The organism is Rhizobium altiplani (assembly GCF_001542405.1).
GTDB classification, from domain to species: Bacteria; Pseudomonadota; Alphaproteobacteria; order Rhizobiales; family Rhizobiaceae; genus Rhizobium; species Rhizobium altiplani.
In genome coordinates this window covers 1-20,070 of record NZ_LNCD01000032.1, presented here as the reverse complement: position 1 = coordinate 20,070, position 20,070 = coordinate 1, and the positions used below count along the sequence as shown (strand labels likewise).

18 protein-coding genes and 5 pseudogenes are annotated in these 20,070 nt (G+C 59.1%); 14 read left to right on the top strand and 9 right to left on the bottom strand.

Annotated features, from left to right (window positions below):
* The 3 genes and pseudogenes from AS026_RS41030 to kduD all read left to right on the top strand — a co-directional run.
* A pseudogene (locus tag AS026_RS41030) lies at positions 1 to 150 on the top strand (5-deoxy-glucuronate isomerase); the annotation flags it as partial.
* An 11-nt stretch (positions 151 to 161) separates the two neighbouring features.
* On the top strand, positions 162 to 500 hold the full coding sequence (locus tag AS026_RS05780) for a cupin domain-containing protein (protein WP_062368932.1): 339 nt from the start codon (positions 162 to 164) through the stop codon (positions 498 to 500).
* Positions 501 to 508: 8 nt separating this feature from the next.
* Positions 509 to 1,261, top strand: coding sequence for a 2-dehydro-3-deoxy-D-gluconate 5-dehydrogenase KduD (gene kduD, locus AS026_RS05775; protein WP_062368931.1), 753 nt, complete (start codon positions 509 to 511; stop codon positions 1,259 to 1,261).
* A 211-nt stretch (positions 1,262 to 1,472) separates the two neighbouring features.
* On the opposite strand, the gene AS026_RS05770 is transcribed toward kduD, so the two are convergent.
* Complete coding sequence (locus AS026_RS05770) at positions 1,473 to 2,477, bottom strand: DUF2332 domain-containing protein (RefSeq protein ID WP_245307361.1); 1,005 nt, start codon at positions 2,475 to 2,477, stop codon at positions 1,473 to 1,475.
* A gap of 322 nt (positions 2,478 to 2,799) precedes the next feature.
* On the opposite strand from AS026_RS05770, the pseudogene AS026_RS43100 reads away from it, so the two are divergent.
* A pseudogene (locus AS026_RS43100) lies at positions 2,800 to 3,075 on the top strand (IS3 family transposase); the annotation flags it as partial.
* Between the two features lie 205 nt (positions 3,076 to 3,280).
* Here the strand turns inward: AS026_RS43100 and AS026_RS05760 are convergent.
* The 3 genes and pseudogenes from AS026_RS05760 to AS026_RS05745 form a co-directional block, all read right to left on the bottom strand.
* Complete coding sequence (locus tag AS026_RS05760; protein WP_062368929.1) at positions 3,281 to 4,207, bottom strand: nucleotidyl transferase AbiEii/AbiGii toxin family protein; 927 nt, start codon at positions 4,205 to 4,207, stop codon at positions 3,281 to 3,283.
* The gene (locus AS026_RS05755; RefSeq protein WP_062368928.1) at positions 4,194 to 5,045 is read right to left on the bottom strand and encodes a type IV toxin-antitoxin system AbiEi family antitoxin domain-containing protein; all 852 of its coding nucleotides are present in this window, start codon (positions 5,043 to 5,045) and stop codon (positions 4,194 to 4,196) included. Before AS026_RS05755 ends, AS026_RS05760 begins: the two co-directional genes overlap by 14 nt.
* 282 nt (positions 5,046 to 5,327) lie before the next feature.
* A pseudogene (locus AS026_RS05745) lies at positions 5,328 to 5,777 on the bottom strand (hypothetical protein); the annotation flags it as partial.
* 81 nt (positions 5,778 to 5,858) lie between these two features.
* Here AS026_RS05745 and AS026_RS05740 point away from each other — a divergent pair.
* The 3 genes from AS026_RS05740 (at position 5,859) to AS026_RS05730 (ending at position 7,826) form a co-directional block, all read left to right on the top strand.
* Positions 5,859 to 6,056, top strand: coding sequence for a hypothetical protein (locus AS026_RS05740; RefSeq protein ID WP_062368926.1), 198 nt, complete (start codon positions 5,859 to 5,861; stop codon positions 6,054 to 6,056).
* Positions 6,053 to 6,271: a hypothetical protein gene (locus tag AS026_RS05735; RefSeq protein ID WP_062368925.1), complete on the top strand. Its 219-nt coding sequence runs from the start codon at positions 6,053 to 6,055 to the stop codon at positions 6,269 to 6,271. Before AS026_RS05740 ends, AS026_RS05735 begins: the two co-directional genes overlap by 4 nt.
* 262 nt (positions 6,272 to 6,533) lie before the next feature.
* The gene (locus AS026_RS05730) at positions 6,534 to 7,826 is read left to right on the top strand and encodes a flavin-containing monooxygenase (protein WP_167354886.1); all 1,293 of its coding nucleotides are present in this window, start codon (positions 6,534 to 6,536) and stop codon (positions 7,824 to 7,826) included.
* Between the two features lie 257 nt (positions 7,827 to 8,083).
* Here AS026_RS05730 and AS026_RS05725 read toward each other — a convergent pair whose 3' ends face one another.
* On the bottom strand, positions 8,084 to 8,347 hold the full coding sequence (locus AS026_RS05725; protein WP_062368924.1) for a hypothetical protein: 264 nt from the start codon (positions 8,345 to 8,347) through the stop codon (positions 8,084 to 8,086).
* A 4-nt stretch (positions 8,348 to 8,351) separates the two neighbouring features.
* Positions 8,352 to 8,588 (bottom strand): annotated as a pseudogene (locus AS026_RS05720) (non-homologous end joining protein Ku); the annotation flags it as partial.
* Between the two features lie 107 nt (positions 8,589 to 8,695).
* Between AS026_RS05720 and AS026_RS39415 the strand changes: the two are divergent.
* A pseudogene (locus AS026_RS39415) lies at positions 8,696 to 8,847 on the top strand (nickel permease); the annotation flags it as partial.
* A 134-nt stretch (positions 8,848 to 8,981) separates the two neighbouring features.
* Here the strand turns inward: AS026_RS39415 and pglB are convergent.
* Positions 8,982 to 10,319: a polygalacturonase PglB gene (pglB, locus tag AS026_RS05710; protein ID WP_062368921.1), complete on the bottom strand. Its 1,338-nt coding sequence runs from the start codon at positions 10,317 to 10,319 to the stop codon at positions 8,982 to 8,984.
* A 208-nt stretch (positions 10,320 to 10,527) separates the two neighbouring features.
* On the opposite strand from pglB, the gene AS026_RS05705 reads away from it, so the two are divergent.
* From AS026_RS05705 to AS026_RS05695, 3 genes are read left to right on the top strand one after another with little or no spacing between them, the layout of a single operon-like run.
* A complete protein-coding gene (locus AS026_RS05705) occupies positions 10,528 to 11,769 on the top strand; it encodes an ABC transporter substrate-binding protein (RefSeq protein WP_062368920.1) in 1,242 nt (413 codons plus the stop codon).
* An 8-nt stretch (positions 11,770 to 11,777) separates the two neighbouring features.
* Entirely contained in the window at positions 11,778 to 12,719 is a 942-nt protein-coding gene (locus AS026_RS05700) for a carbohydrate ABC transporter permease (RefSeq protein WP_245307360.1), read from the top strand.
* A complete protein-coding gene (locus AS026_RS05695) occupies positions 12,716 to 13,534 on the top strand; it encodes a carbohydrate ABC transporter permease (RefSeq protein WP_062368918.1) in 819 nt (272 codons plus the stop codon). Before AS026_RS05700 ends, AS026_RS05695 begins: the two co-directional genes overlap by 4 nt.
* Before the next feature lie 125 nt (positions 13,535 to 13,659).
* On the opposite strand, the gene AS026_RS05690 is transcribed toward AS026_RS05695, so the two are convergent.
* Positions 13,660 to 15,402: a GH116 family glycosyl hydrolase gene (locus AS026_RS05690; protein ID WP_082728452.1), complete on the bottom strand. Its 1,743-nt coding sequence runs from the start codon at positions 15,400 to 15,402 to the stop codon at positions 13,660 to 13,662.
* Entirely contained in the window at positions 15,399 to 16,391 is a 993-nt protein-coding gene (locus AS026_RS05685; protein ID WP_245307353.1) for an ROK family protein, read from the bottom strand. Before AS026_RS05685 ends, AS026_RS05690 begins: the two co-directional genes overlap by 4 nt.
* 155 nt (positions 16,392 to 16,546) lie before the next feature.
* Between AS026_RS05685 and AS026_RS05680 the strand changes: the two genes are divergently transcribed.
* From AS026_RS05680 to AS026_RS05670, 3 genes are all read left to right on the top strand, one after another.
* Entirely contained in the window at positions 16,547 to 17,749 is a 1,203-nt protein-coding gene (locus AS026_RS05680) for an ROK family transcriptional regulator (RefSeq protein WP_062368917.1), read from the top strand.
* Positions 17,750 to 18,065: 316 nt separating this feature from the next.
* A complete protein-coding gene (locus AS026_RS05675; RefSeq protein WP_062368916.1) occupies positions 18,066 to 19,214 on the top strand; it encodes an ABC transporter ATP-binding protein in 1,149 nt (382 codons plus the stop codon).
* Positions 19,215 to 19,404: 190 nt separating this feature from the next.
* The gene (locus AS026_RS05670; RefSeq protein ID WP_062368915.1) at positions 19,405 to 20,067 is read left to right on the top strand and encodes a hypothetical protein; all 663 of its coding nucleotides are present in this window, start codon (positions 19,405 to 19,407) and stop codon (positions 20,065 to 20,067) included.
* Positions 20,068 to 20,070 lie beyond the last annotated feature (3 nt).

Below are 20,070 nucleotides of genomic sequence, written 5' to 3'. Positions count from 1 at the left end.
ATCGTCAAGAACGAGGAGGCGATCCTGTCGCCGGGTTGGTCGATCCATTCCGGTGTCGGTACATCAAGCTACACATTCATCTGGGCCATGGCCGGCGACAATGTCGACTATACCGACGTCGACCTTGTCGCCATCGAAGATCTTCGGTGAGGAGGGGGACTATGGCAGTGAGTGATCTTTTCGTGCCGGCCAAGGATGCCGAGTGGGCCAGTCCGGAACCGGGCGTGACCCGTCGCATCATGGCCTACCTGCCTGAGATGATGATGGTCGAGGTCGTTTTCGAGAAGGACGCCGTCGGTGCGCTTCATTCCCATCCCCACATCCAGGCAAGCTATGTGGCTGAGGGCAGTTTCGAGGTGACGATCGACGGCAGGACGGAAACCCTGCACCAGGGAGGCAGCTTCATCGTTCCCCCCGATCTGGTGCATGGGGTCAAGGCTCTCGAGAAGGGCCGCCTGATCGATACGTTTACGCCACATCGCGCCGAATTCCTCAAGTGAGGCCCGCCATGACCATGTTCGATCTTTCCGGGCAGGTGGCGGTCGTCACCGGTGCCAATACCGGCCTTGGTCAGGCAATCGCCGTCGCGCTGGCTGCGGCTGGCGCCACGATCGTTGCCGTCGGCCGCTCATCGATGGACGAAACCGAGGCTGCGGTTCGCAAGATCGGTGCCGGTTTTCACGCCATCAAGGCCGATCTTGGATCGATCGAACCGACAAAGGCAATCGTCGACGAAACGGTAGCGACCTTTGGCAAGCTCGACATCCTCGTCAACAATGCCGGCATCATCCGCCGCGCCGACGCCATCGACTTCACGGAGGCCGATTGGGATGCGGTCATGGACATCAACCTGAAGAGCGTCTTCTTTCTGTCGCAGGCTGCCGCCCGGCATATGCTCGAACGAGGCGGCGGCAAGATCATCAATATCGCCTCGCTATTGTCCTTCCAGGGCGGCATCCGCATTCCTTCCTACACGGCCTCGAAGAGCGGCCTTGCCGGACTGACGCGTCTCTTGGCCTGCGAATGGGCGGGCAAGGGTATCAACGTCAATGCCATTGCACCAGGCTATTTCGTGACCAACAACACGACCGCGCTTCGTGAGGATCCGGACCGGAGCGCCGGTATCCTTGCCCGCATCCCGGCCGGCCATTGGGGCGATCCCGCGCAACTCGGTGGCGCAGCGGTCTTCCTGGCATCACAGGCCTCCGACTATGTCCACGGCATCGTCTTGCCTGTCGATGGCGGATGGCTGGCAAGATGACTGCACGACGTCCTTTCGTGCAACTCACTGATCGAAGCGCTGCGAGCGCGTCGACGTGGACCTTAGAGGTGTTCGAAAATTAGGGATTGCGGAGTTCCTTCCGATCGCCGGTATAGTGGTGCGGAAATTCGAGGCAACGTCGGCTGATGTCTGCAATCAAAGGCAGGGCCGAACGTTCCGGTCATTTGGGAGGGCCGGCCCTGACCAAGCTTTAGCGCAAATGCTCTGCATCGGCCGGGCCGTTAAGCTCGTCCGCGATCCATGTGAGCGAAGCTCCATGCGGGTCGGTCCAGGCGACAGGAGAGCGGTTCACAGATAGGAGGAAGCGCCCGGGTGGCCAGCTTGTTCCTGTGCGCGTGGCGATGGACGGGAATGTGCGGGGGAACTCGTTCGATACCCAATACGGAGCGAGACGCATCGCCTGCTCGGCGAAAGCCTCCCTGTCTGCGAGGTCTGAAATGTAGTCGAGGACGGCCGTGTGAAAGACGACAAGGGTGGCGTCCTTTGGAGCTTCGCTGCAGAGCCGAACGAACTCGCTCCCGCGCAGGTCACCCTTCACGATCCGTGGCTTGACCGTGGCGGCGATTTTCACGGCGGCCTGCAGATTGGCAAGCCGTTCCGTCTGCTCTGGCCAGACCAGTGTCTTAAGCCATGCGACTTGCGCAGGATCTGAAGCATCGATTGGACTCAGGTCCAACCCCGCTCGCCAGACGACGTGTGGCGCGGCCGTCGGCAACGGGGTCATCTCGCTGGCGGAGCAACGGAAGACAGGCGGTTCCAAGGCCATCACGGGTGCGCGGATCGCCTTGCGGCCGTAGTCGTAGCCATAGAGGTCGGGCATGAGGCAGAGCCCTGCGGAGGTCCCGACTTCGAGGAGCGCGAGCGGCTGCGGCAATCGCGCCAGGACGGGGAGCAGCGAAGCGCACCTTCCTGGTTCGTTGGTTTGTGTCGAACGCTGGAGCATCAGCGAACGGACAGCGTCGGGATGGGCCAGGAGCATCTGGCGGAACTCGGTCCATCCCGTCGGCGTGCCGAACAGGTGACGCACCGCCGCAAGCAGAAGGTTCGGTTGCCTTTTCATGTCTGGGAGAGTCGATAGGAAGCCGAGGGTCTCCCGGTCTGCAGCAACCGCACGAGCTAACGCCTCGTAGAGCGGCGAACGGCCGAGGGCTTCTGCATCGGCGAAGCGAACATACCGGGCTGAGATCTCAGCCAAGCCCTCCTCGTCCATATCAGCTGATCCTCGATTTCGACGTCGGGCACAGTACACGACCTTCGGATCTAATGGCAGTCAAACATGGACTGCCGATACGCGGCGGTCGAATGACCAAGGGCTCTTCTCGTGTGCCTAAAGCGGCGAGGAAGTGTTCGCGCTAAAAGGTGGAACCGCTATAAAGCCGTTCCACTGGGACAGGCCGCGCTGTCGGCTGACTCACCCATAGCCCGACACGCGGCGGCATTGCGGCGGCGGCAGTGGGGAATTTTACTTTGGCACTTAGGAGGTGCGGACGAATTCTTGGACTAACAGGACATAGTGCATGTATTCGTACGAAGACCGCATGAGGGCCGTGCAGCTCTACATCAAGCTTGGTAAACACGTGAAGGCCACGATCCGTCAGTTGGGCTACCCGGCGAAGAATGCACTCAAGCATTGGTGTCGCGAGTACGAACGTGGTCACGACTTGCTGGCGGGCTATGCACGCACCAAACAACGGTATTCGGATGAGCAGAAGGGGATTGCCGTCGAGCACTATCTGAGCCATGGCCGTTGCCTGGCATGGACGATGAAGGCGCTTGGCTACCCTTGCCGTCGTCGAACAATCTTGAAAGCGTAGTCTTGCCTGAGCCATTTTCGCCGAACACGACATTGAAGCGCTCGAACGCGGGTAGCCCGGCGTCCCAGGCGTAGTCCGAGAAGACACCCAGATTTTTGACGCGGCTGATTTTTAGAAACACTTCGCCCCTCAGCTTATTCTTTTCGTATTGCGGCTTCTCGGCATCTTCTTCATCACGCGTGGCTTAGCACTCGCCGATTCCCAATACTGTTGCCAGTCGTTCGGTCAGGCTCGCTCTTGTACTACCATTGAGCTTATCAAGATTCTGTTGCTTGAATCTCACCGCCGGCAAGTCTGCCGCCCCGGCCAGTCCGAGTTTGTCCCAGTCTGGCGCGCCCTTTTTGAATCCGACCAAAAACTCGCGGTGCGGCATCGGCATTGCGCCGATTAGGATTTCAACGAGTTGCGCGCGCGCATCGAGAAGGTCGGCGAGCGGAACATCATTCACGGCCATGCCTTCAAAATTCTTCTCGTATTCAGCCGTGATGTCCTTCTGGCCAGACGTGATCACTTCGGCGATGGGTCTCCCATGGCTGATGAGATAGACAATAAAGCCTTGGCGCAGTTCGTCGCTGATCCCTTCATTGACCAGCAAATCCCTGATATCGAAAAGATCGCGCGGATGCTGCCGGTCGAGAGCCGCCATTATCTTGCCGGCGTATAAGTCAGCGAACGAAACGACCTGGATTTCCGCAAAACCGAACTCCTCTTCGACTGCTGCTGACACAGTCCTCATCTCGGGCGCAAAGACGCAGCCGCGCAGAACGGGCGTGACTTCGATCTTGATCTGCGTACGGTTCCTGTCCTGAACGACAAGGCGCGTCAGGCTGCCGTCGTTCTGGCGGCTTTCAAAGACGCGCACGCTTGCAACCGAATCTTCGACCCGTTTCTTGATCCGCAGGAGCGCGGATTCGATGGCGGCCAGCGATTCATCGCGCGGCATGACCGGCAGGAATGTAAGGTCGATATCGACCGAGAGGCGCGGCATATCGCGGACAAACAGATTGATGGCGGTGCCGCCCTTGAGGGCAAAGTCCTTTTCCTCGGCAACAGCAGGGATCGTCTGTACCAGCAGAGCGACCTGCTGGCGGTACCGTTCATTGACCGGCATACAATTCCTCCGGAACGGTGATTAGATAGGTCGGATCCAGGCGTCCGCCCGGCACGAGCATCCGCTTGCCGGTTCCCAGATTGACGGCCTCCTTATTGAGGTGCTTTCGCCACGGATGGTTATGGCGGTCCGCGAAGAAGAAGAACAGGCGCTTCACCTTGATGCTCTTGCAGTCAAGCAGCAGCTTTTGCAGTCTCCGGGGGCTGAGGGTTGTGAGCCCTTCCATGATTTTGTCGGCCTGATCAAAACTCTCGTGGCTTGGCAGTCCGTCCAGCATTTCAAGGACGGCCCGCTCGGGGGTTGATAGCGTCAGTGGCCAGTCCCACTGCCCCCACGGCATGACGCGGAATGACCCGCCCTGCGGGCTTTCGTCGCCGGTTTGGCTGCTGTCTTTCAGATTCCAGCCAAGACTTGTCAGTCCAAAATGGATCGGTTCATTGCGAAACAGCGCGCCACTATTGTGAGAGACGAATGCGATCTGCAGCGGCAGCTTGTTGAGCCAGGTGGGCGCGTCTTCCGGGCCGTATAGATGGACCTCTTTCTCGTCCCGTCTGAGATAATGGGAGAAGCCGTGAAGCGTGAGTGCCGTCCCACCGCCGACCAGGAGGGGCTTCATGAGCAGGGTTTGCAGCGATATGACGACGTGCTCCCACAGGAGTTTGCCGCCGGGCTTGCGATAGACGCCGTGCGTCAATCGCTCCAGCCAGCCATTCGTGACGTACTTGCTGCACAGCTGTGCGGAGTAGCCCCGTGCCTTCAGCCACGCCGAGTCCACGACAAGCCCCTCGGGTAACTCGCGCTGCAGATGGTTTAACTTTCCTGAAAATTCTTCACTCATGGTTTAGATTATAGGCTACGTCCAAACCATCAGTCAAGTTTAGATTTTCCACGATTTATAAACCAAAAGGCGACATTTATAGCCTTCTCCAAACCTTCCAACTTTATGGGAATTTGAGCCTGCTTCGTCTGGAACCGTCCGTCACCCCTCACGCCGGGGAGGGGTGACGGCGGAAACAGCGAAGCGAAGGTCTGCGATGGCTTCAGGTCAGTACCTGACAGGAACTTCCTTTCTACCAAGTAGCGGGATAACACCTCCAGGCGTTCAGGAGTCGGCGTCTGCGTCCCTGCCGAGAAGATCTTCGACAACATGGGGGTCGAATACGTGAAAGGTAATCTTCCTTGCGCGCCCTTGCAGCCTGACCGTTCGCGTTCCAGCGCTGGGCAGGCGGCCGTCTTCGAGCCAGCGCTTCCGCTCTGATGCCGTGATCGTAAGGATATCCTCGATCTCCCTGGGAATGACCGGAAGGTCTGCGATGTCGTCGAGCGCCTTGGAAACGGCCGATGCCGTCGCTCTGAATGCTATCTTCGAAGACTCTGGCATGACAAGGATGAGCCCGCTTGCGTGCATGTCCAGCGATTTCCGGACTGGGGATGGTAGCCGGGAGCGAATTTCCTGTAGGATCCCCTTCACCCTGACACCAGATCCGAGGGTCGTCTCCACGGGAAGCGGCCACTCCCTGATCAGCTCGGGATCGTCGCTTTCCTTGCTTTTCGTCTTCGTCTTGGGCATCTCGCAGCAGATGGTGTCGAAGGGGCGCGCGTCAACGGAACTTGGGATGATTTCCCACGTTCTCGCAGCGAGGAGGACCCCATGTCCGTGCCAAACGAACCCATTGTGCCACCGCCATCGCCGTCGCCCGTCGATATGCCACCGCGCGATGCCGACCGCGTTCCCGGCGAGGAACCGCTGCCCGATCCCGAACCCGATGAGGGCGCCGCTCCACGTGGTTGCCCGACGTGGGGCCTTCTCTGCAGAGGAGTTCGTCTCCAGCCGGAGGAGCGGCGATGACCAAAGATTGGCGTGACGACCTGAGCCTGAAGCTCGAAGATTTCATCCACACGTTCGTGGTGAAAGGCGCAAAGGCGACCGACGTCTACGATGCCATCCAGAATGAACTCGACCGCCTTAGGATCGCGTATGACCGCGACCCGGATCCCGCGGACGACCAATCTGACGAGGCTGTCGAGGAACCGTCAAACGACTGGCCTGCTTCCCAGGCCTGACCCATGTTCTGGAAGCCGGCTCGCTCATCCTCCGGTTAATTGTCCGCTTTAAGGTGGCAGACGCCACCGAAGCGGTCTCACATTCACCGCGCCGACGAGTGATTTGCTTCGATTCAGGCAAGTTGTCTTTCGATCTGGCGAAAGCATCGTGACACAATTTCCGCGGTGTCCGGGGCTGCCGATCGGAGTGTGCTCGGCCAGTCGGGTGGAGAACCACCACGCTGGACTCATTGCCGGGAAGAAGGCTTAATGCCGCGCGGGGATGGCTTGGGGGCTGCCGATCATGAGATCACCGTGGCAAGTGGATGATAGTGCCGATGTACTCGATGCTGTCGTCGTCGGGGCCGGCTGGGCGGGCCTCGGCGTCAGCTATTGGCTCGCACGAAGGGGGCTGCGCCATAGCGTATTGGAGCGAGGCCGCATAGGAGACACGTGGCGCACACAGCGATGGGATTCTTTTCGGATGAATACCCCCAACGTGCAGACAGTCATGCCAGGCGATTCCTACGATGGTTCGGATCCGTCCGGTGCTCTGACGCGCGACCAGTTTGTCGCTCTCCTCGAGGACTTCGCCAGGCGCAATGCGCTGCCGATCGAAACGGGAACCGCGGTCAGCGAACTCACGCACGAGAATGACGCGTATCGACTGACCACCTCACGCGGCACGCTTTTGGCGCGGAACGTGATCGTCGCAAGCGGCAGCCTGAATTGTCCGGTGCGCCCTGCTTGGGCCGCGGCGTTACCGCCCGTCCTTCGCCAGATCGACGCTTCCGACTACCGCAGCGCTGCGGATCTCCCCGATGGGGCGGTGCTGGTCGTCGGAAGCGGCCAGTCCGGTGTCCAGATCGCGGAGGAACTGGCGCAAGCGCGACGAACCGTCTTCCTTGCCACCAGTCGTGTCGGACGGCTCCCCCGTCGCTACCGAGGCCGCGACATCATGGTCTGGCTTCTCGAATGCGGATTTCTTGACGTGCGACGGGAGGAGGTCATTCGACTTGCGGGACGCATCCCACCTCGTGGCGTGCTTGGGTCGTTACACACAATAAGCCTTCAATCGCTCAGCGCCCAAGGTATCGTGCTTCTTGGGCGATTGACTGGTGCAGAGGATGGCGACCGCCTCTCGTTCGCCGACGATCTCGAAGCGAATGCTCACTTTGCAGACGAAGCCTCCGACAACATCAAACGTCATATCGACGAATATATCAGCCGCGCTGGAATCGATGCAGCCGTTTCCGAACCCGACCCGGCGGAGACGGTCGCGATGCGTCGGCCGAACCCGGCGATCACGTCGCTTGATCTCTCACGGTCCGGCATAACGACCGTGGTGTGGTGCACGGGCTTCAAGGGCGATTTCAGTTGGATGAGGCTTTCCGGTGCGCTCGATGCCGCGGGACAGCCTGTGCACGAGGATGGCGTGGCCGCCCTGCGGGGCCTCTACTTCGCCGGGCTGGATTTCGCCTCCACCAGAAAGTCGGGCATAATATTGGCGATTGCCGAGGAAGCACCCCGCCTTGTCGACCACATCGCAGGGCCTTCGCGAGAGCCCATCGCGTAGCGTTCACGATGGTGCATCTGCTACCGAAGTCCGTGAATGTCTGGTTGCGACTTGTTGCGGACACATCTCACAAGTAGAACTGTCATATAGGCATTGCTGATGAGCGCTGAAATTCGCTGCTCGCAACGTCGCATCGCTGAAATGCTTTTGACCACGGATGTACTGGCACTGGTAAGAAGGCGATGATGAGGAAGGTCGGTGCGGTTCGCCCCGGCCTTTTTTATTGACCGACAGCCCGCGTCGTTCCCAACACGGGATCAGTGTCGCGTGTCCAGTAGCGGCTCGTCGTCGCAAAAGTTGCCATTGCTTGCAGCATCGTAGGAATTGAAGCTCCGGCCACCCCCGCGCGTGCCATATGGTGTCAACTGAACCATTCCCTCCTTTGCGCGCTCGAGGGCCTTTTCCTCGCTTGCAGCGTGACAGTCCGCGACCTTGATCGACACCGTTTCCCCATCGTCGCCGAAAAAGTCTATCCGCCAGCCCGTTGTCTCGTGAGCAACCTTGATTTCCAGCAAGTGCATGCGACTACCCCGCCTTCCGTCCCTTGAGATCCGTTTCAATGCTCCTGCGCAACGCGTCCATGGTGTTGACCACGTTCGACTTCGGTGCCGCTTCGGTCTTGCCAGCCTTCGCCGCCTTCTTGGGCTTTAGCTCTTTCTTCTTCTCGTCGATCAGCTTCAGGAGGCTTGTCTGAATCGGGTCACTGACCATGTTCGGCGACCAGTGAGCCGACTTCTGCTTGATGAGCTTCTGCACCAGGGGACGTATCAGTACCGTTCGTACACGGCGGAAGAGCACGGCACGCGCGATGGCCGTGACGTTCGACTGCTTCAACTCGGTCGGACCTGAGCAGCTGGAAATTCGGGAGGGAATTGGAAGCGGGCCACGCATTCGATTTGTCGCGCTTCACGCACATCCGGCGCATCTGGCTGCCGTGGGCCATCCGCATCGCATGCCAACGATCGGTGGTGAAATCGTCATGCAGTTGAAAGCGACTCCGCTCGCCTTCACCGTCACCGTGTGCCTCGCCCATCAAAATTGGCGTACATGCGAATGCCTTTGAGGACGAGCAGGCAGATGCTGCGGCCAACCAAGGCCTCCACGGTGGTTGCTGTGGAATCGGCGCTAAACATACTCACCGTCTCTGTGGAGCGCTCAGGGACGAACGGTTGCGGTGAGTGGGGAAGGCGATCGGTCGTCAACGCAAAGGGCGATGTTGTTCCAGCCTTTTGGAAGGGGATCCGGACGCACGACGTCAACGCCGTCGAGTTTGAGGTCTGCGGTATTGTGCGCAAAGACGGCCGGCATGCCTCCTGGATAATCGACAAGGCCGATGATCTTTCCGTCAGCGCCGCGCAGCCAGGCATTGCCACGACCCTCCACGTCCTTGGGAGGGGACAGGTCGGCATTCGTGGGGCGCAGGTCGTATTGCTTGGCTGTTCCCAAGGGACCTTCCTGCATCGTCAATTGCACGTTGCGGAGGGTTACTCCAGCGATGCCGCCGCTTCGCTCCGCGAAGAGATTGATAGGGCCGTGGCTGCGACCGGTGACGTTCTCGACGCGGACGTTCCTGACGACGCCAGCGGGTAACTCCGGGCGACGATCAAGCTGCGTAATCGTTAGCGGTTCACCAGAGCCCCAAAAGCCGTCGGCTGTCTCGTGGCAGTCGATCTCGATATCCGAGAAGACCACACAATCGATGGTTCCGCCGTCGCGCGAGAAAATACCGAGCGCTCGATTTGAATCTTGCACTTTGGACCGCGTAAACCGAACATTGCGGAAGTCGCCAAAACTCTCAGTGCCGATCTTCAACGCGCAGCTGTTGCTCTCGACGAGGCAATTCGAGACGTCGATATTCTCGCACCGTCCGATGCCCTTTTCGCTCCGGCTGGTCTTGAGGCAGATGCCGTCGTCAGCCGTGCTGATGACGATCTCGCTCACCGCAACGTCTATGCAGCTGTCGATAACGATGCCATCCGTGTTCGGCAGTAGCCGATTGTTGAGCACCTTTACGCCGTCGACGATCACGGCGTTGCAACGCACGAGATGAACCGTCCACATCGGGGATTCCTCGATGATAACGTTTTCGAGCCTGACGTTGCTGCAGTCCTCGAACACAATGACTCTCGGGCGCTTCTCCTTCGGTGTGTAGGTGCCGACGGTCTCGTCGAAGCCGGTGTTGAAGGCATACGCCGAACCGACAATCTTCCCTTTGCCGATAATCGCGATGTTATTTACGTCATGTGCCACGATATATGCGCGATCGGATCCCTCCGCGACGACACTTACCGAATTTCGCGCATAAAGCTCATAGTTTGGAACGAACTCGAGCGTCGCGCCCGCCTCAATCGACAAAGTCACATCGCTGCGAAGGCGGATCGGCCCCGATATGTGACGTCCCGCCTGCAGCCGAAGCGTTCCCCCGCCGACGGCGGCCAACCTGTCGATGAATTGCTGTAGATCAGCGCCATTTGCCTCGACGGAAAAATCCATTTTGGTTCCTCTCATTTTTCCAACAGTTAGGCCACATGAATTTATTCGTCAACAGGACGAACTAATTGGGCGAGGTTGATCTTGTTTATGTTGACTCCACTGAAAACTCGTATTTAATTCGTCATGGTTACGAACAAACGCCCGCCTCACGGGAGTAAATGCAGGCTGATTGTTCGCAGAGTTCTGAGGAGCCAAGAAGGGGAACCCTATGAAACCGCTCAAGACGTTGATGATGACAGCAGCTGCAATGGCGATGACGATGTCGCTGGCGGCAGCATCCGAACTAAAGATCGTCTGGTACGTTGACAACGATCAGGAAGAGGCCAACACCCGCGCCCTGCTCGACCAGTATACGAAGCTGCATCCCGACACGACCTTCGACCTTGAAATCACCCCTTATGACGGGATGATCCAGAAATTCCAGCAGTATGCGGCCTCTGGCATCATGCCCGATTTGTCGCTTACCTCATCAATGGAACCGGTCATCCGTCCCTTCCTCGTCGATCTCAACAAGGAAATCGGCCCCGAATGGATCAATGACTTCGTCAAGGGTTGGGGCGACGGCGCCAAGCTCGGCGACAAGGTGATCGCCGCGCCCCTGCGTGTGACCTCGACCGGCATCTTTCTGAACGCCGATGCCTTCAAGAAGGCCGGTGTGGCAATCCCGGATCAGGCGAGTGGCTGGACCTGGGATGAATTCATTCCGAAGATCAAGGAAGTCGCCGAAAAGTCAGGGACCCGCTATCCTCTGGTGTGGGACGTTTCCGCAAGCCGCTGGATCGTCCACGAGTACCAGTATGGCAACCACATTTATACCGAGAAAGAACCCGTCAAGGTGATCATGGACGAGGCAGCGTGGACGAGCGCGCTCGACAAGTTCATCGACATCACCAAGGCTGCAATGCCGCCTGGCCTTTGGACCGGCGCAAGCTCTGATAATCCGAAGGAAATCTTCACCGCCGGTCAGGCTGTCGCCTATTTGTCGGGAAGCTGGCAAATCGCCGGATTGGCCGACAATGCACATTTTGCATGGCAGGCCGGTCCGACGCCGCGGGGCACCGTTGCATCGTCAATCTACGGCGGCGACTATATCGTCGCCTTCAACACGAGCCAGCATCTTCCGGAAGCCGTTGAATTCATCAAATGGATCACCTCGCCTGATATCCAGGCACAGTATGCCAAGACCTTCGGCATGATTCCGGCCAATCTGAAGGCTCCGGGTGTCAAGTATGACAATCCGGCTGCGACCGAAGCGATCAAGGCAATGCAGAACGAGCTGAACGCCAGCCCTGCCTATGCGGCAACCGACCAGGCCTGGCCGCAAATGCAGGCTGTCTGGGGTACGGTGAAGACGGCCGTCACCCAGGCTGTTGCCGGCCAGATCTCCTCCGCAGAGGCTATTTCGCAGATCAAGAAGGCAGCAGATGCCTCGCTTGAGGCCGGAAAGTGACGACGGCCATGCTGGAGGATAGTCGTTCGGCACTGGGTTCCCACCCGGTGCCGAAAGGCCTGCGAAGCAGTCTGGCGAGCCTGAGCTGGCCTTACCTGCTCATGCTGCCTACAATGGCACTCCTCGTCACCTTCACGCTCTATCCGCTGGTGCAGGGCCTGTTCATGGCCTTTTTCAAGCGGGGCGTGGTGGTTGTTCCACAGGTGCCAAGTACCGTGCCGCAATACGTCGGCCTGGAAAACTTCGTTGGGCTCCTGAGCAATGCAGATTTCCAGAATTCACTGCTCAAGACGGTCCTTTTCGTTGTCGTTGCAGTGCCGTTGAACATTATCGTCTCGCTGGCGCTGGCTCTTCTTCTGTCCCCCCAGACCAAGCTGTTTGCGGTCGTGCGCACGATTGTCTTTTTCCCTTCCATGATCAGCCTGCTGATTATCGGTGTAGCCTGGCGGTGGCTCTTCGGTCTCAACAACGGCCTGGTCAACTACCTGCTTTCGCTGGTCGGAATTGCTCCGGTGCCATGGCTGGAGCAGGACACGATGGCGCAAGTTGCTGTCGTGATCGCCTGGGTGTGGGCGCAAGCCGGCTTCAACATGATGATCTTCATCGCCGGCTTGACGGCAATTTCCATCGACTATTACGAGGCCGCCTCGATCGACGGCACCAGCAAGTGGCGGCAGTTCACCCATATCACCCTGCCGCTCCTCAAGCCGACGCTGGCAGTCGTTTTGGTGCTGTCCTCGATCGAGGCCTTCAAGGTCTATGAACTCGTCGTCTCCTTGACCGGCGGCGGTCCAGGCAAGGCGACCGTCTACCTTATTCAGACGATCTACGACACTGCCTTCCAGAAGCCTATGCAAGCTGGCGTCGCGGCCGCCCAGTCCATGGTGCTGTTCATCATCCTGTTGCTTCTGACGATCTTCCAGCTACGTGTATCGCGGGGTGAAAAATGACGCGCATCTACACTCCCTGGCGATTGATCTTCGTGGCGCTGACGCTGTTCGTCTTCGTGATGCCGCCGGCTTGGCTGTTCCTGTCGTCGTTGAAGTCGCAGCAGGAGATTTTCCAGTGGCCGCCCACCATTTTTCCGGCGCAGCCTACGCTGCAGAATTTCATCGACACCATCTCGCGGGCAAAGTTCCTTATTTTCTTCCGCAATTCGGCGGTGGTATCCGTGCTCTCGGCGCTTCTCTCTGTGACGATCAGCGTCATGGCAGGTTATGCCCTGGCGAAATTCAGGTTCAAGGGAGATACGCTCTTCTTCCTGCTCATCATGTCGTCATTGATGGTGCCGTTGCAGATCGTCATGATCCCGGTCTTTCTGGTGCTGCGGGATCTCAACCTTCTTGATACGCTTGCAGGTATCATCATTGCGCCGGCAGCAACGCCCACCGGCGTCTTCCTCATGCGCCAATACATCACCAACATTCCCGACAGCCTTCTCGAGGCAGCGCGTCTCGACGGCACGCCGGAGTGGCGTATCCTGTGGAGGATCATCGTACCGCTTGCCATACCGGCAATCGGCACGCTGCTTGCGTTCAATCTCGTATGGCGCTGGAACGACTATCTCTGGCCATTCCTCATCATCAGCGATCAGGATAAATGGACTGTCCAGGTTGCGCTTGCCAACACCGTCGGGCGCTTCGGCATCAACTGGCCGCGGCTATTGTCCATGTCGGTACTGTCGGTGCTGCCGGTGCTTGTGATGTTTACGGCGTTGCAGCGTATGCTGATGAGCGGCCTGATGGCGGGCGCGACAAAGGAATAAAACTGCACCACGCCAACTGAACGTCAAAAGCCGCTCCTCAAGGCGGCTTTTTTGTCTGACGCATCCCACAACAAAAGGAGGCCGCCCTGAGGGCGGCCCGTCGGGGAACTCAATCGATCGTCGACTTAACTGATCGTCGCCGGCAGTTTGTGCTTGTAGGAAAGTGCCGCAGCTGCCGGCATGCTGCTCCATCCCTGAAGCAGCGAACCGCGACCCCAGGGAGGCGAGAAATATTCGACAGCGCCCATCCAGCCCTCCTCCAGGCAGGTCTTCCACCAGCGCAAAAGCGGATAGTCGGCGCCGTCCAGGTCATAATTCAACAGCTGCTCCGCATAGAGGCCCGAAAGATAGGGCCAGTCCGAACCATTGTGGTAACGGTAGGCGAAATAGGACTTTTCACGCGTATCTTTCGGACGCTTGAAGGGGGGGAAGGCGCAAAGCACCCCCCAATCGCCATAGGGCTGTTCGCTGTTGTTGCGGCTCTCCAGGGTTTGCTGGACACGGGTGAGCACGCTCTTTGCTCTTTCAAAAGAGACCGCTTTGAAACGAAGCAGTGTCAGGCTGTCAAGCGTCAGGTGATCTTCGACGAAATCCGCCTTTGTCCCGTAGTCTGCGTAGGTACCGCTCGGCTGCAACAATGCCTCGTCCAGCGACGCGCGTGCCTGTTGCGCTATGGCGGCCGCCCTTGATGCCACCGCCTCATCAAGCGATGGGCCATGCTGGGCGATGACGTCGAGCGCGCCGATCCACAAGCCGAGGTCATAGGCAACATAGCCATGGCGGTAGACGTTATCGGCCCAGTCGCGGTCGTGCCGTGGCTTCATCGGCAAGCCGTTTCCTGCCTCGTCGAACCCGCAATAGCGATCGAAGATCGTCACTACCTTGTCCCAGTAAAGGGAAAGGGGGGCACTATCACCGGTTGTCCTGATATAGTCTCCGATCGTGAGGATAAAGAAGAGGGGGCTGTCGAAGTGATCGCTCCACCAGTCTCCGGGCCGAAGGTGCTCCTCCTTGATCCTTGGATGCGTTTGCCGCACCTTCTCCCATTCTTCTGCCTGTCCGGGGCCTGTCAGGATGACGCCGCTCGGCGCTTCTCCGTTCGGCTGGACGCCTCGTGCGAGAAGATCGATCTGAGCGCGGACCGCCTCAGGTTCCCGGTCGAGGAGGGCCTGGAGCGTCCAATAGCCGTCACGATAGTAGGTGCGCGCCGGCGCGCTGTAGGCCTGGCCGGCCGCAAGCCCGGCAAAGGCGCCATGCTCGTCCTGCCGTATGCTGGAAAGGGCCGCATGCAGGCTTTGCGAGATCATGCTGCGCATCAAGGGATCTGCTTCCGGCATTGCATCGCACCGCGTTACATAGGCATGCGCCTCGGCGATCAGGTGTGTCTCGTCCAGCTTGAGAGCCGCCAGTGCCTCCTCGATCGTCGCGCCGGCGGTCACGAATATCCCGCTCGCTCTCTGCTCGGCGATCGCGACGCCCCAACCGGTGCGGGCGATACGGCGACTGCCTTGCCGCTCCACCGGTTCGCGTTTCGCCACGCTGCCCCACCACGCGCAGCGCCGGGCGGGAATAAAGGTCCTGAGCTTTGCACCCTTCAAGAAAAGTGCCGGCGCCGATTGGGCCACGTACAGCCCCCCGCCATGCGCTTCAACGCGGTTCGGGGCATAGGTGAACGGCGCGTTCCATCCGGTGAAAGTCAGATTTGCCAGTTTGCCAGAGCCCCACAGCGAAAGCTCGATCTTGCCTTCCGGGCGGCAATCGCCCTGCAGGCGTGGAGCCATGAAGGGGACGAGCACCGGTTCCGTGGAACGAAGCTGTCCGTCGGCGAGCGGCGTCAGAATTTGTCGCTTTGCTTTTCGCGCGCTCATTGGATCGCCTCCCGTTGTTCAAGAATGACAGTGCTTGCAAGGTCGTTGAGACCGAGCATGAGAGCACCGAGCATGCCGGCTTCCGGACCAATGCCAGTTGCCTCGATCTGTGCCGCAAATGGCAGCAACACCGATAGGTGTCGTGTCACAGCGTTGACGAATTCCCTTTGCGAGCCGATGCCGCCTCCCAGCACAATGAGGTCGGGATCGAGGAGAGCTTGCACGGAAGCTATGCCAACCGAAGCCGATTTCGCGAGCGTCTCGATAACCGTTGCAGCTTGCCCGTCTCCGGCCGCGGCGCGAGCGAAGATCTCGGCCACCGGCACGGTACCATCGCCGTAGAGGCTGCGCACTGCAGGTGAATCGACCTGGTCCTCAAAGAGGCCAGCGCGGGCGTGCGGTGCCATCTGATGTGGATTGGCGCCGAGCGGCAGCAAGCCAAGTTCGCCCGCCCGTCCATGTCGACCACGAAAAAGCCTGCCGCCGACGACGAGCCCCATTCCGACACCGGTTCCGAAGGCGACGAAGGCGAGGGAATCGCGATTGCGCCCCTTGCCGAGCGTGGCCTCTGCGTAAGCTGCCAGGTTGACGTCGTTCTCGACCACGACAGGGCAGGGCAGGGCCTTTGCGAGGAGTGCGGCAAGTGGCCGATCCGCTGGGATTGCCAGATGGGGAGAAAGTGAAGCAAGCCCTGTCAACGGCGAAACGGCGCTCGGTACGCCGACCACAGCCTTAAGCAGAGGGCCAAGGTCCCGATGCTGTTGCAGCAGCGACGTGATCATTCGCGGAATTTGCCTCAGAACCGGCGCATCTGAACCATGTTCCGTTGGTTCTTCGGCCTTTGCCAAAATCCGCCCTTCAAGGTTGGCCAGACCCACAAGGACCTTCGTCCCACCCAAATCGACACCGGCAACGACGCCCGCACTGTCTACCCTGCGGGGGTGATGTGCCTGTCGCAAGCCAGACGCAATGGTTGAAATATTTGACAAACTCAGCCCTCTGCGATATTTGTTCGGCAGGTTGACGAATTTATTATTGGTGCGTCAGAAGACTGTCAACAAGCAGTTTGAAATCGGCGAGCTTTCATGGAAGAAGCAAAGCACCGGTACAACGATGAAGACGGATCTGGCGGGATGGCTCGACCATGGCACTAACCGAAAACGCGCCTCCCGTATTGCGGCAGATCTCTGTTCGCGCCGTCATGGATGTTCTGCTTCACGCAGGCCCTACGTCGCGTGCGGAGCTCTCGAAGATTACGGGCCTCTCGAAGCAGACGATGTCCGAGGTCATCCGGACGCTGGAAGAAGCCGGGTGGGTTCGGGAAAAGGGCGTCACAAGCGGGCGCATCGGCCGAACCGCCATTACCTATGAGGTCAATGGCGACGCCGGATATGCTGTCGGTATCGACATGGGCGCGACCACAACACGTATCGTGATCGGCAATATTGTCGGCAGCATTGTCGGCGAAATCGACTATCCATCCGATCGCCGCGGCGGCTATCACCTGATCGATCAGGTGGACGCGATGCTGGCGAAAACGCTCGCGGACATGGGTATCGCCAGGGAACGGGTGCTTGTTACGGCAGTCGCGACGCCGGGCGTCGTCGACCCGGCCACGGGGGCTCTCTCGATGGCACCAAATCTGGTCGATATCGAAGGGATCGATATCGGTAGGACCCTGAGTGACAGGCTTGGCTGTCCTGTTGTCCTTGAAAACGACGTCAACGCAGCCGTCATCGGCGAGTCCTGGCAGGGATGCGCAACCGCAATCGATTCCGTAGCATTCATATCGCTGGGAACGGGTATCGGACTGGGCGTGCTGCAGGACGGCAAGCTGATGCGCGGCGCAAGCGGTGCGGCGGGCGAAATTTCCTACATGCCGTTCGGAGCAGACCCGTACGCCGAGGACAGCCTTGAGCGCGGCGCCTTGGAGTCGGCGATTGCCGCCCAGGGGATCAGCGAGCTCTACGCCCACTCAGGAGGCGCGAAGGATACATCGGTGCGTGATATCCTGGCGCTTGCAGAAAATGACGACCCGCTCGCTGTCGATGTTATCGGCAAAGTCTCCGACATTGCTGCGCTCCTCGTCGTTTCCGTCAATGCGATCGTCGATCCGAAGACCGTTGTTCTCGGCGGCAGTATCGGGCGTCATCCGCTCATCGCCGAACGTGTTCGTCAAAGCATTACGAAAGCAAGCCGCCGCGCAATCGACGTCAAGGCCAGTATTCTTGGCGGCAAGGCAACACTGCTGGGAGCCTTAGCGCTTGGTCTGAACCATGTCCACAATCTGCTCTTTTCGCCGCAGGCTTTGCCGGAGCAGCGGCGTCTCCCGCCGCCGCCACTGTGATTTCCAACTCTGTCCCGTGCCAGTCGCGACCGCTCTATGTGCCTGGTAGCGGCATTGGTTGTGATGACGGTGGCAGCGCGGGCGCGCAACGAATGTGGCCGCCATGGCGCCAAGAGCGGATCAGCTCGTAAGTCGCCTGGGATGAGGCTCGATAGAGAAAATCCTGCCTGAAATGGGATAAACTGATCGAACCGATCTCATAGAAAAAAACGTTCGTCATCTTGACGAACTAATTGCCTCCACGCAAACTGCGGCCGATAAAAGGAATTGGCACCCCGACCGCTCGGTCCCCTGATGCAGTACAAGGAATGGATACATGGCTGGTCTCAAGTTGAAGGACGTCAAGAAGAGCTTCGGCCATCACGCGATCCTTCACGGTGTGGATCTCGATGTGGGCGAGGGCGAATTCGTCGTGCTTGTCGGTCCTTCCGGTTGCGGTAAGTCAACGTTGCTCCGCCTCATTGCCGGCCTTGAAAACGTGACCGCCGGTCAGGTCGTCATTGGCGACAATGATGTGACGGCAGCATCCCCTGGGGATCGCGGGATCGCCATGGTCTTTCAATCCTATGCGCTGTACCCGCACATGACTGTTGCGAAGAACCTTTCCTTCGGACTCGAGAACCTGAAGATGAGCCGGGCCGAGATCGATCAACGTGTGGTCGAAGCGGCAAAAATGCTGGCAATCGAGCCTCTTCTTGACCGACGGCCGAAGCAGCTCTCTGGCGGCCAGCGGCAGCGGGTAGCGATCGGTCGAGCGATTGTTAGGAATCCCAAGTTGTTTCTTTTTGACGAGCCGCTGTCCAACCTGGACGCCGCGCTTCGCGTGCAGACCCGAGGGGAGATCAGCCGTCTTCACAAGCGGCTCGGCGCGACAATGGTCTACGTCACACATGATCAGATCGAAGCGATGACCATGGCGGACCGCATTGTCGTCCTCAATGCCGGAAGGGTCGAACAGGTCGGCACTCCGCTGGAACTTTTTGAATCTCCAGCCAACAAGTTCGTCGCGGGCTTCATCGGCTCGCCACAGATGAACTTTTTTGAAGGGACGCTTGCCGGTGCGGGTCCGGGTCACGTGACCGTGGAGGTGCCGGGCTTCGGTAGTCTGGAAATTCCAGCCGAGATCGGGGAGGCGGCCGTCGGCGAGGCTGTGATCCTCGGCGTCCGGCCGAGCCACTTCGAACTCGAGAAAGGCGACGGCGCAGACGGGTATCCGATCCGATTGGAGGTCGATTACGCAGAAAGCATCGGCACCGATACCTATGTGTATGGTATGGTCGAGGGAAGCGGGACGGCGGCGATCGTCCACCTGCCGGATCACGTGGCGATCAAAGACCGCTCATCTCTTGCTCTTGTCGTTGAACCCGCACGCTTTCATCTGTTTCGAGCCGAAACCGGCAGCTCCTTTGCGAAGTTGCCTCTCAGCGTAGAGGATCTCGCCAAAGCCGGTGAGGCGAGCGCCTGAGGCCGACCGCCAGTTATCGCTTATTACGGTCACGTGACTTTCTCATCGTGGTCGCGCAGGCTTTCCAGATTTACCGTCGGCGAGGTATCATTCGAAGACGCATCGGGCGCGATGCCTAGCCTCTTGACGCCTTAGCGAGAACACAGGAGCCGGACGATGACGAGCATACGAATTTCGCAGAGCGTCTGACATGGGCGCGACATCAGGCCCGAGAACAACTGGTGTGCGGCACTTCCTGGATCTTGAGCAGCAGCGCGATTGGATAGCGGGCAAGATCGACTTGTTGGACGCGGACGAGCGCCAAGAGTCCCTTGAACAGCGCTTCAAATATGTCGCTCGATTTGAAAAACTCCTCAGTCGCCCGCAAGCGAGGCAACTGCTGGAGATTCTCGGGCTATACGGTCCAAACTGCATTCCGATCATGCGCAAGACCGAGCGCTACTACTGGTCGGTTTCCTGTCTCCCATCCACCTCGGACAAGCCGCTCATACGCGTCAATGCGAGCTGGATGGAGCTCTTCACGCTCTATGCCCACGGCGACGATATCCGCGCCCGATTCATCGTGCATCTTTCGGATTTCACTACAGATGGTTCAGCAACACCGAGCCGGGTGGACGAACACTTTCTTGAGCAAAGTGTCGCGATGCCAGAGCACGTCAGTTACTTCTTCCCGCGTGGTGCTGATATTTTCGGCATCAATGTGCGCGGCTCTGTCTCGATCCGCAAATTTCTCACAAGCCGCCGCGTACTGAGCGCAATCCGCACCTTCAACCTGACGCACATGAACCGGGGACGGAACGCCTATCAGGCGAGCCATTGCTACAGTGTGGCGGATTACATGCAGGCAGTTTGAGGG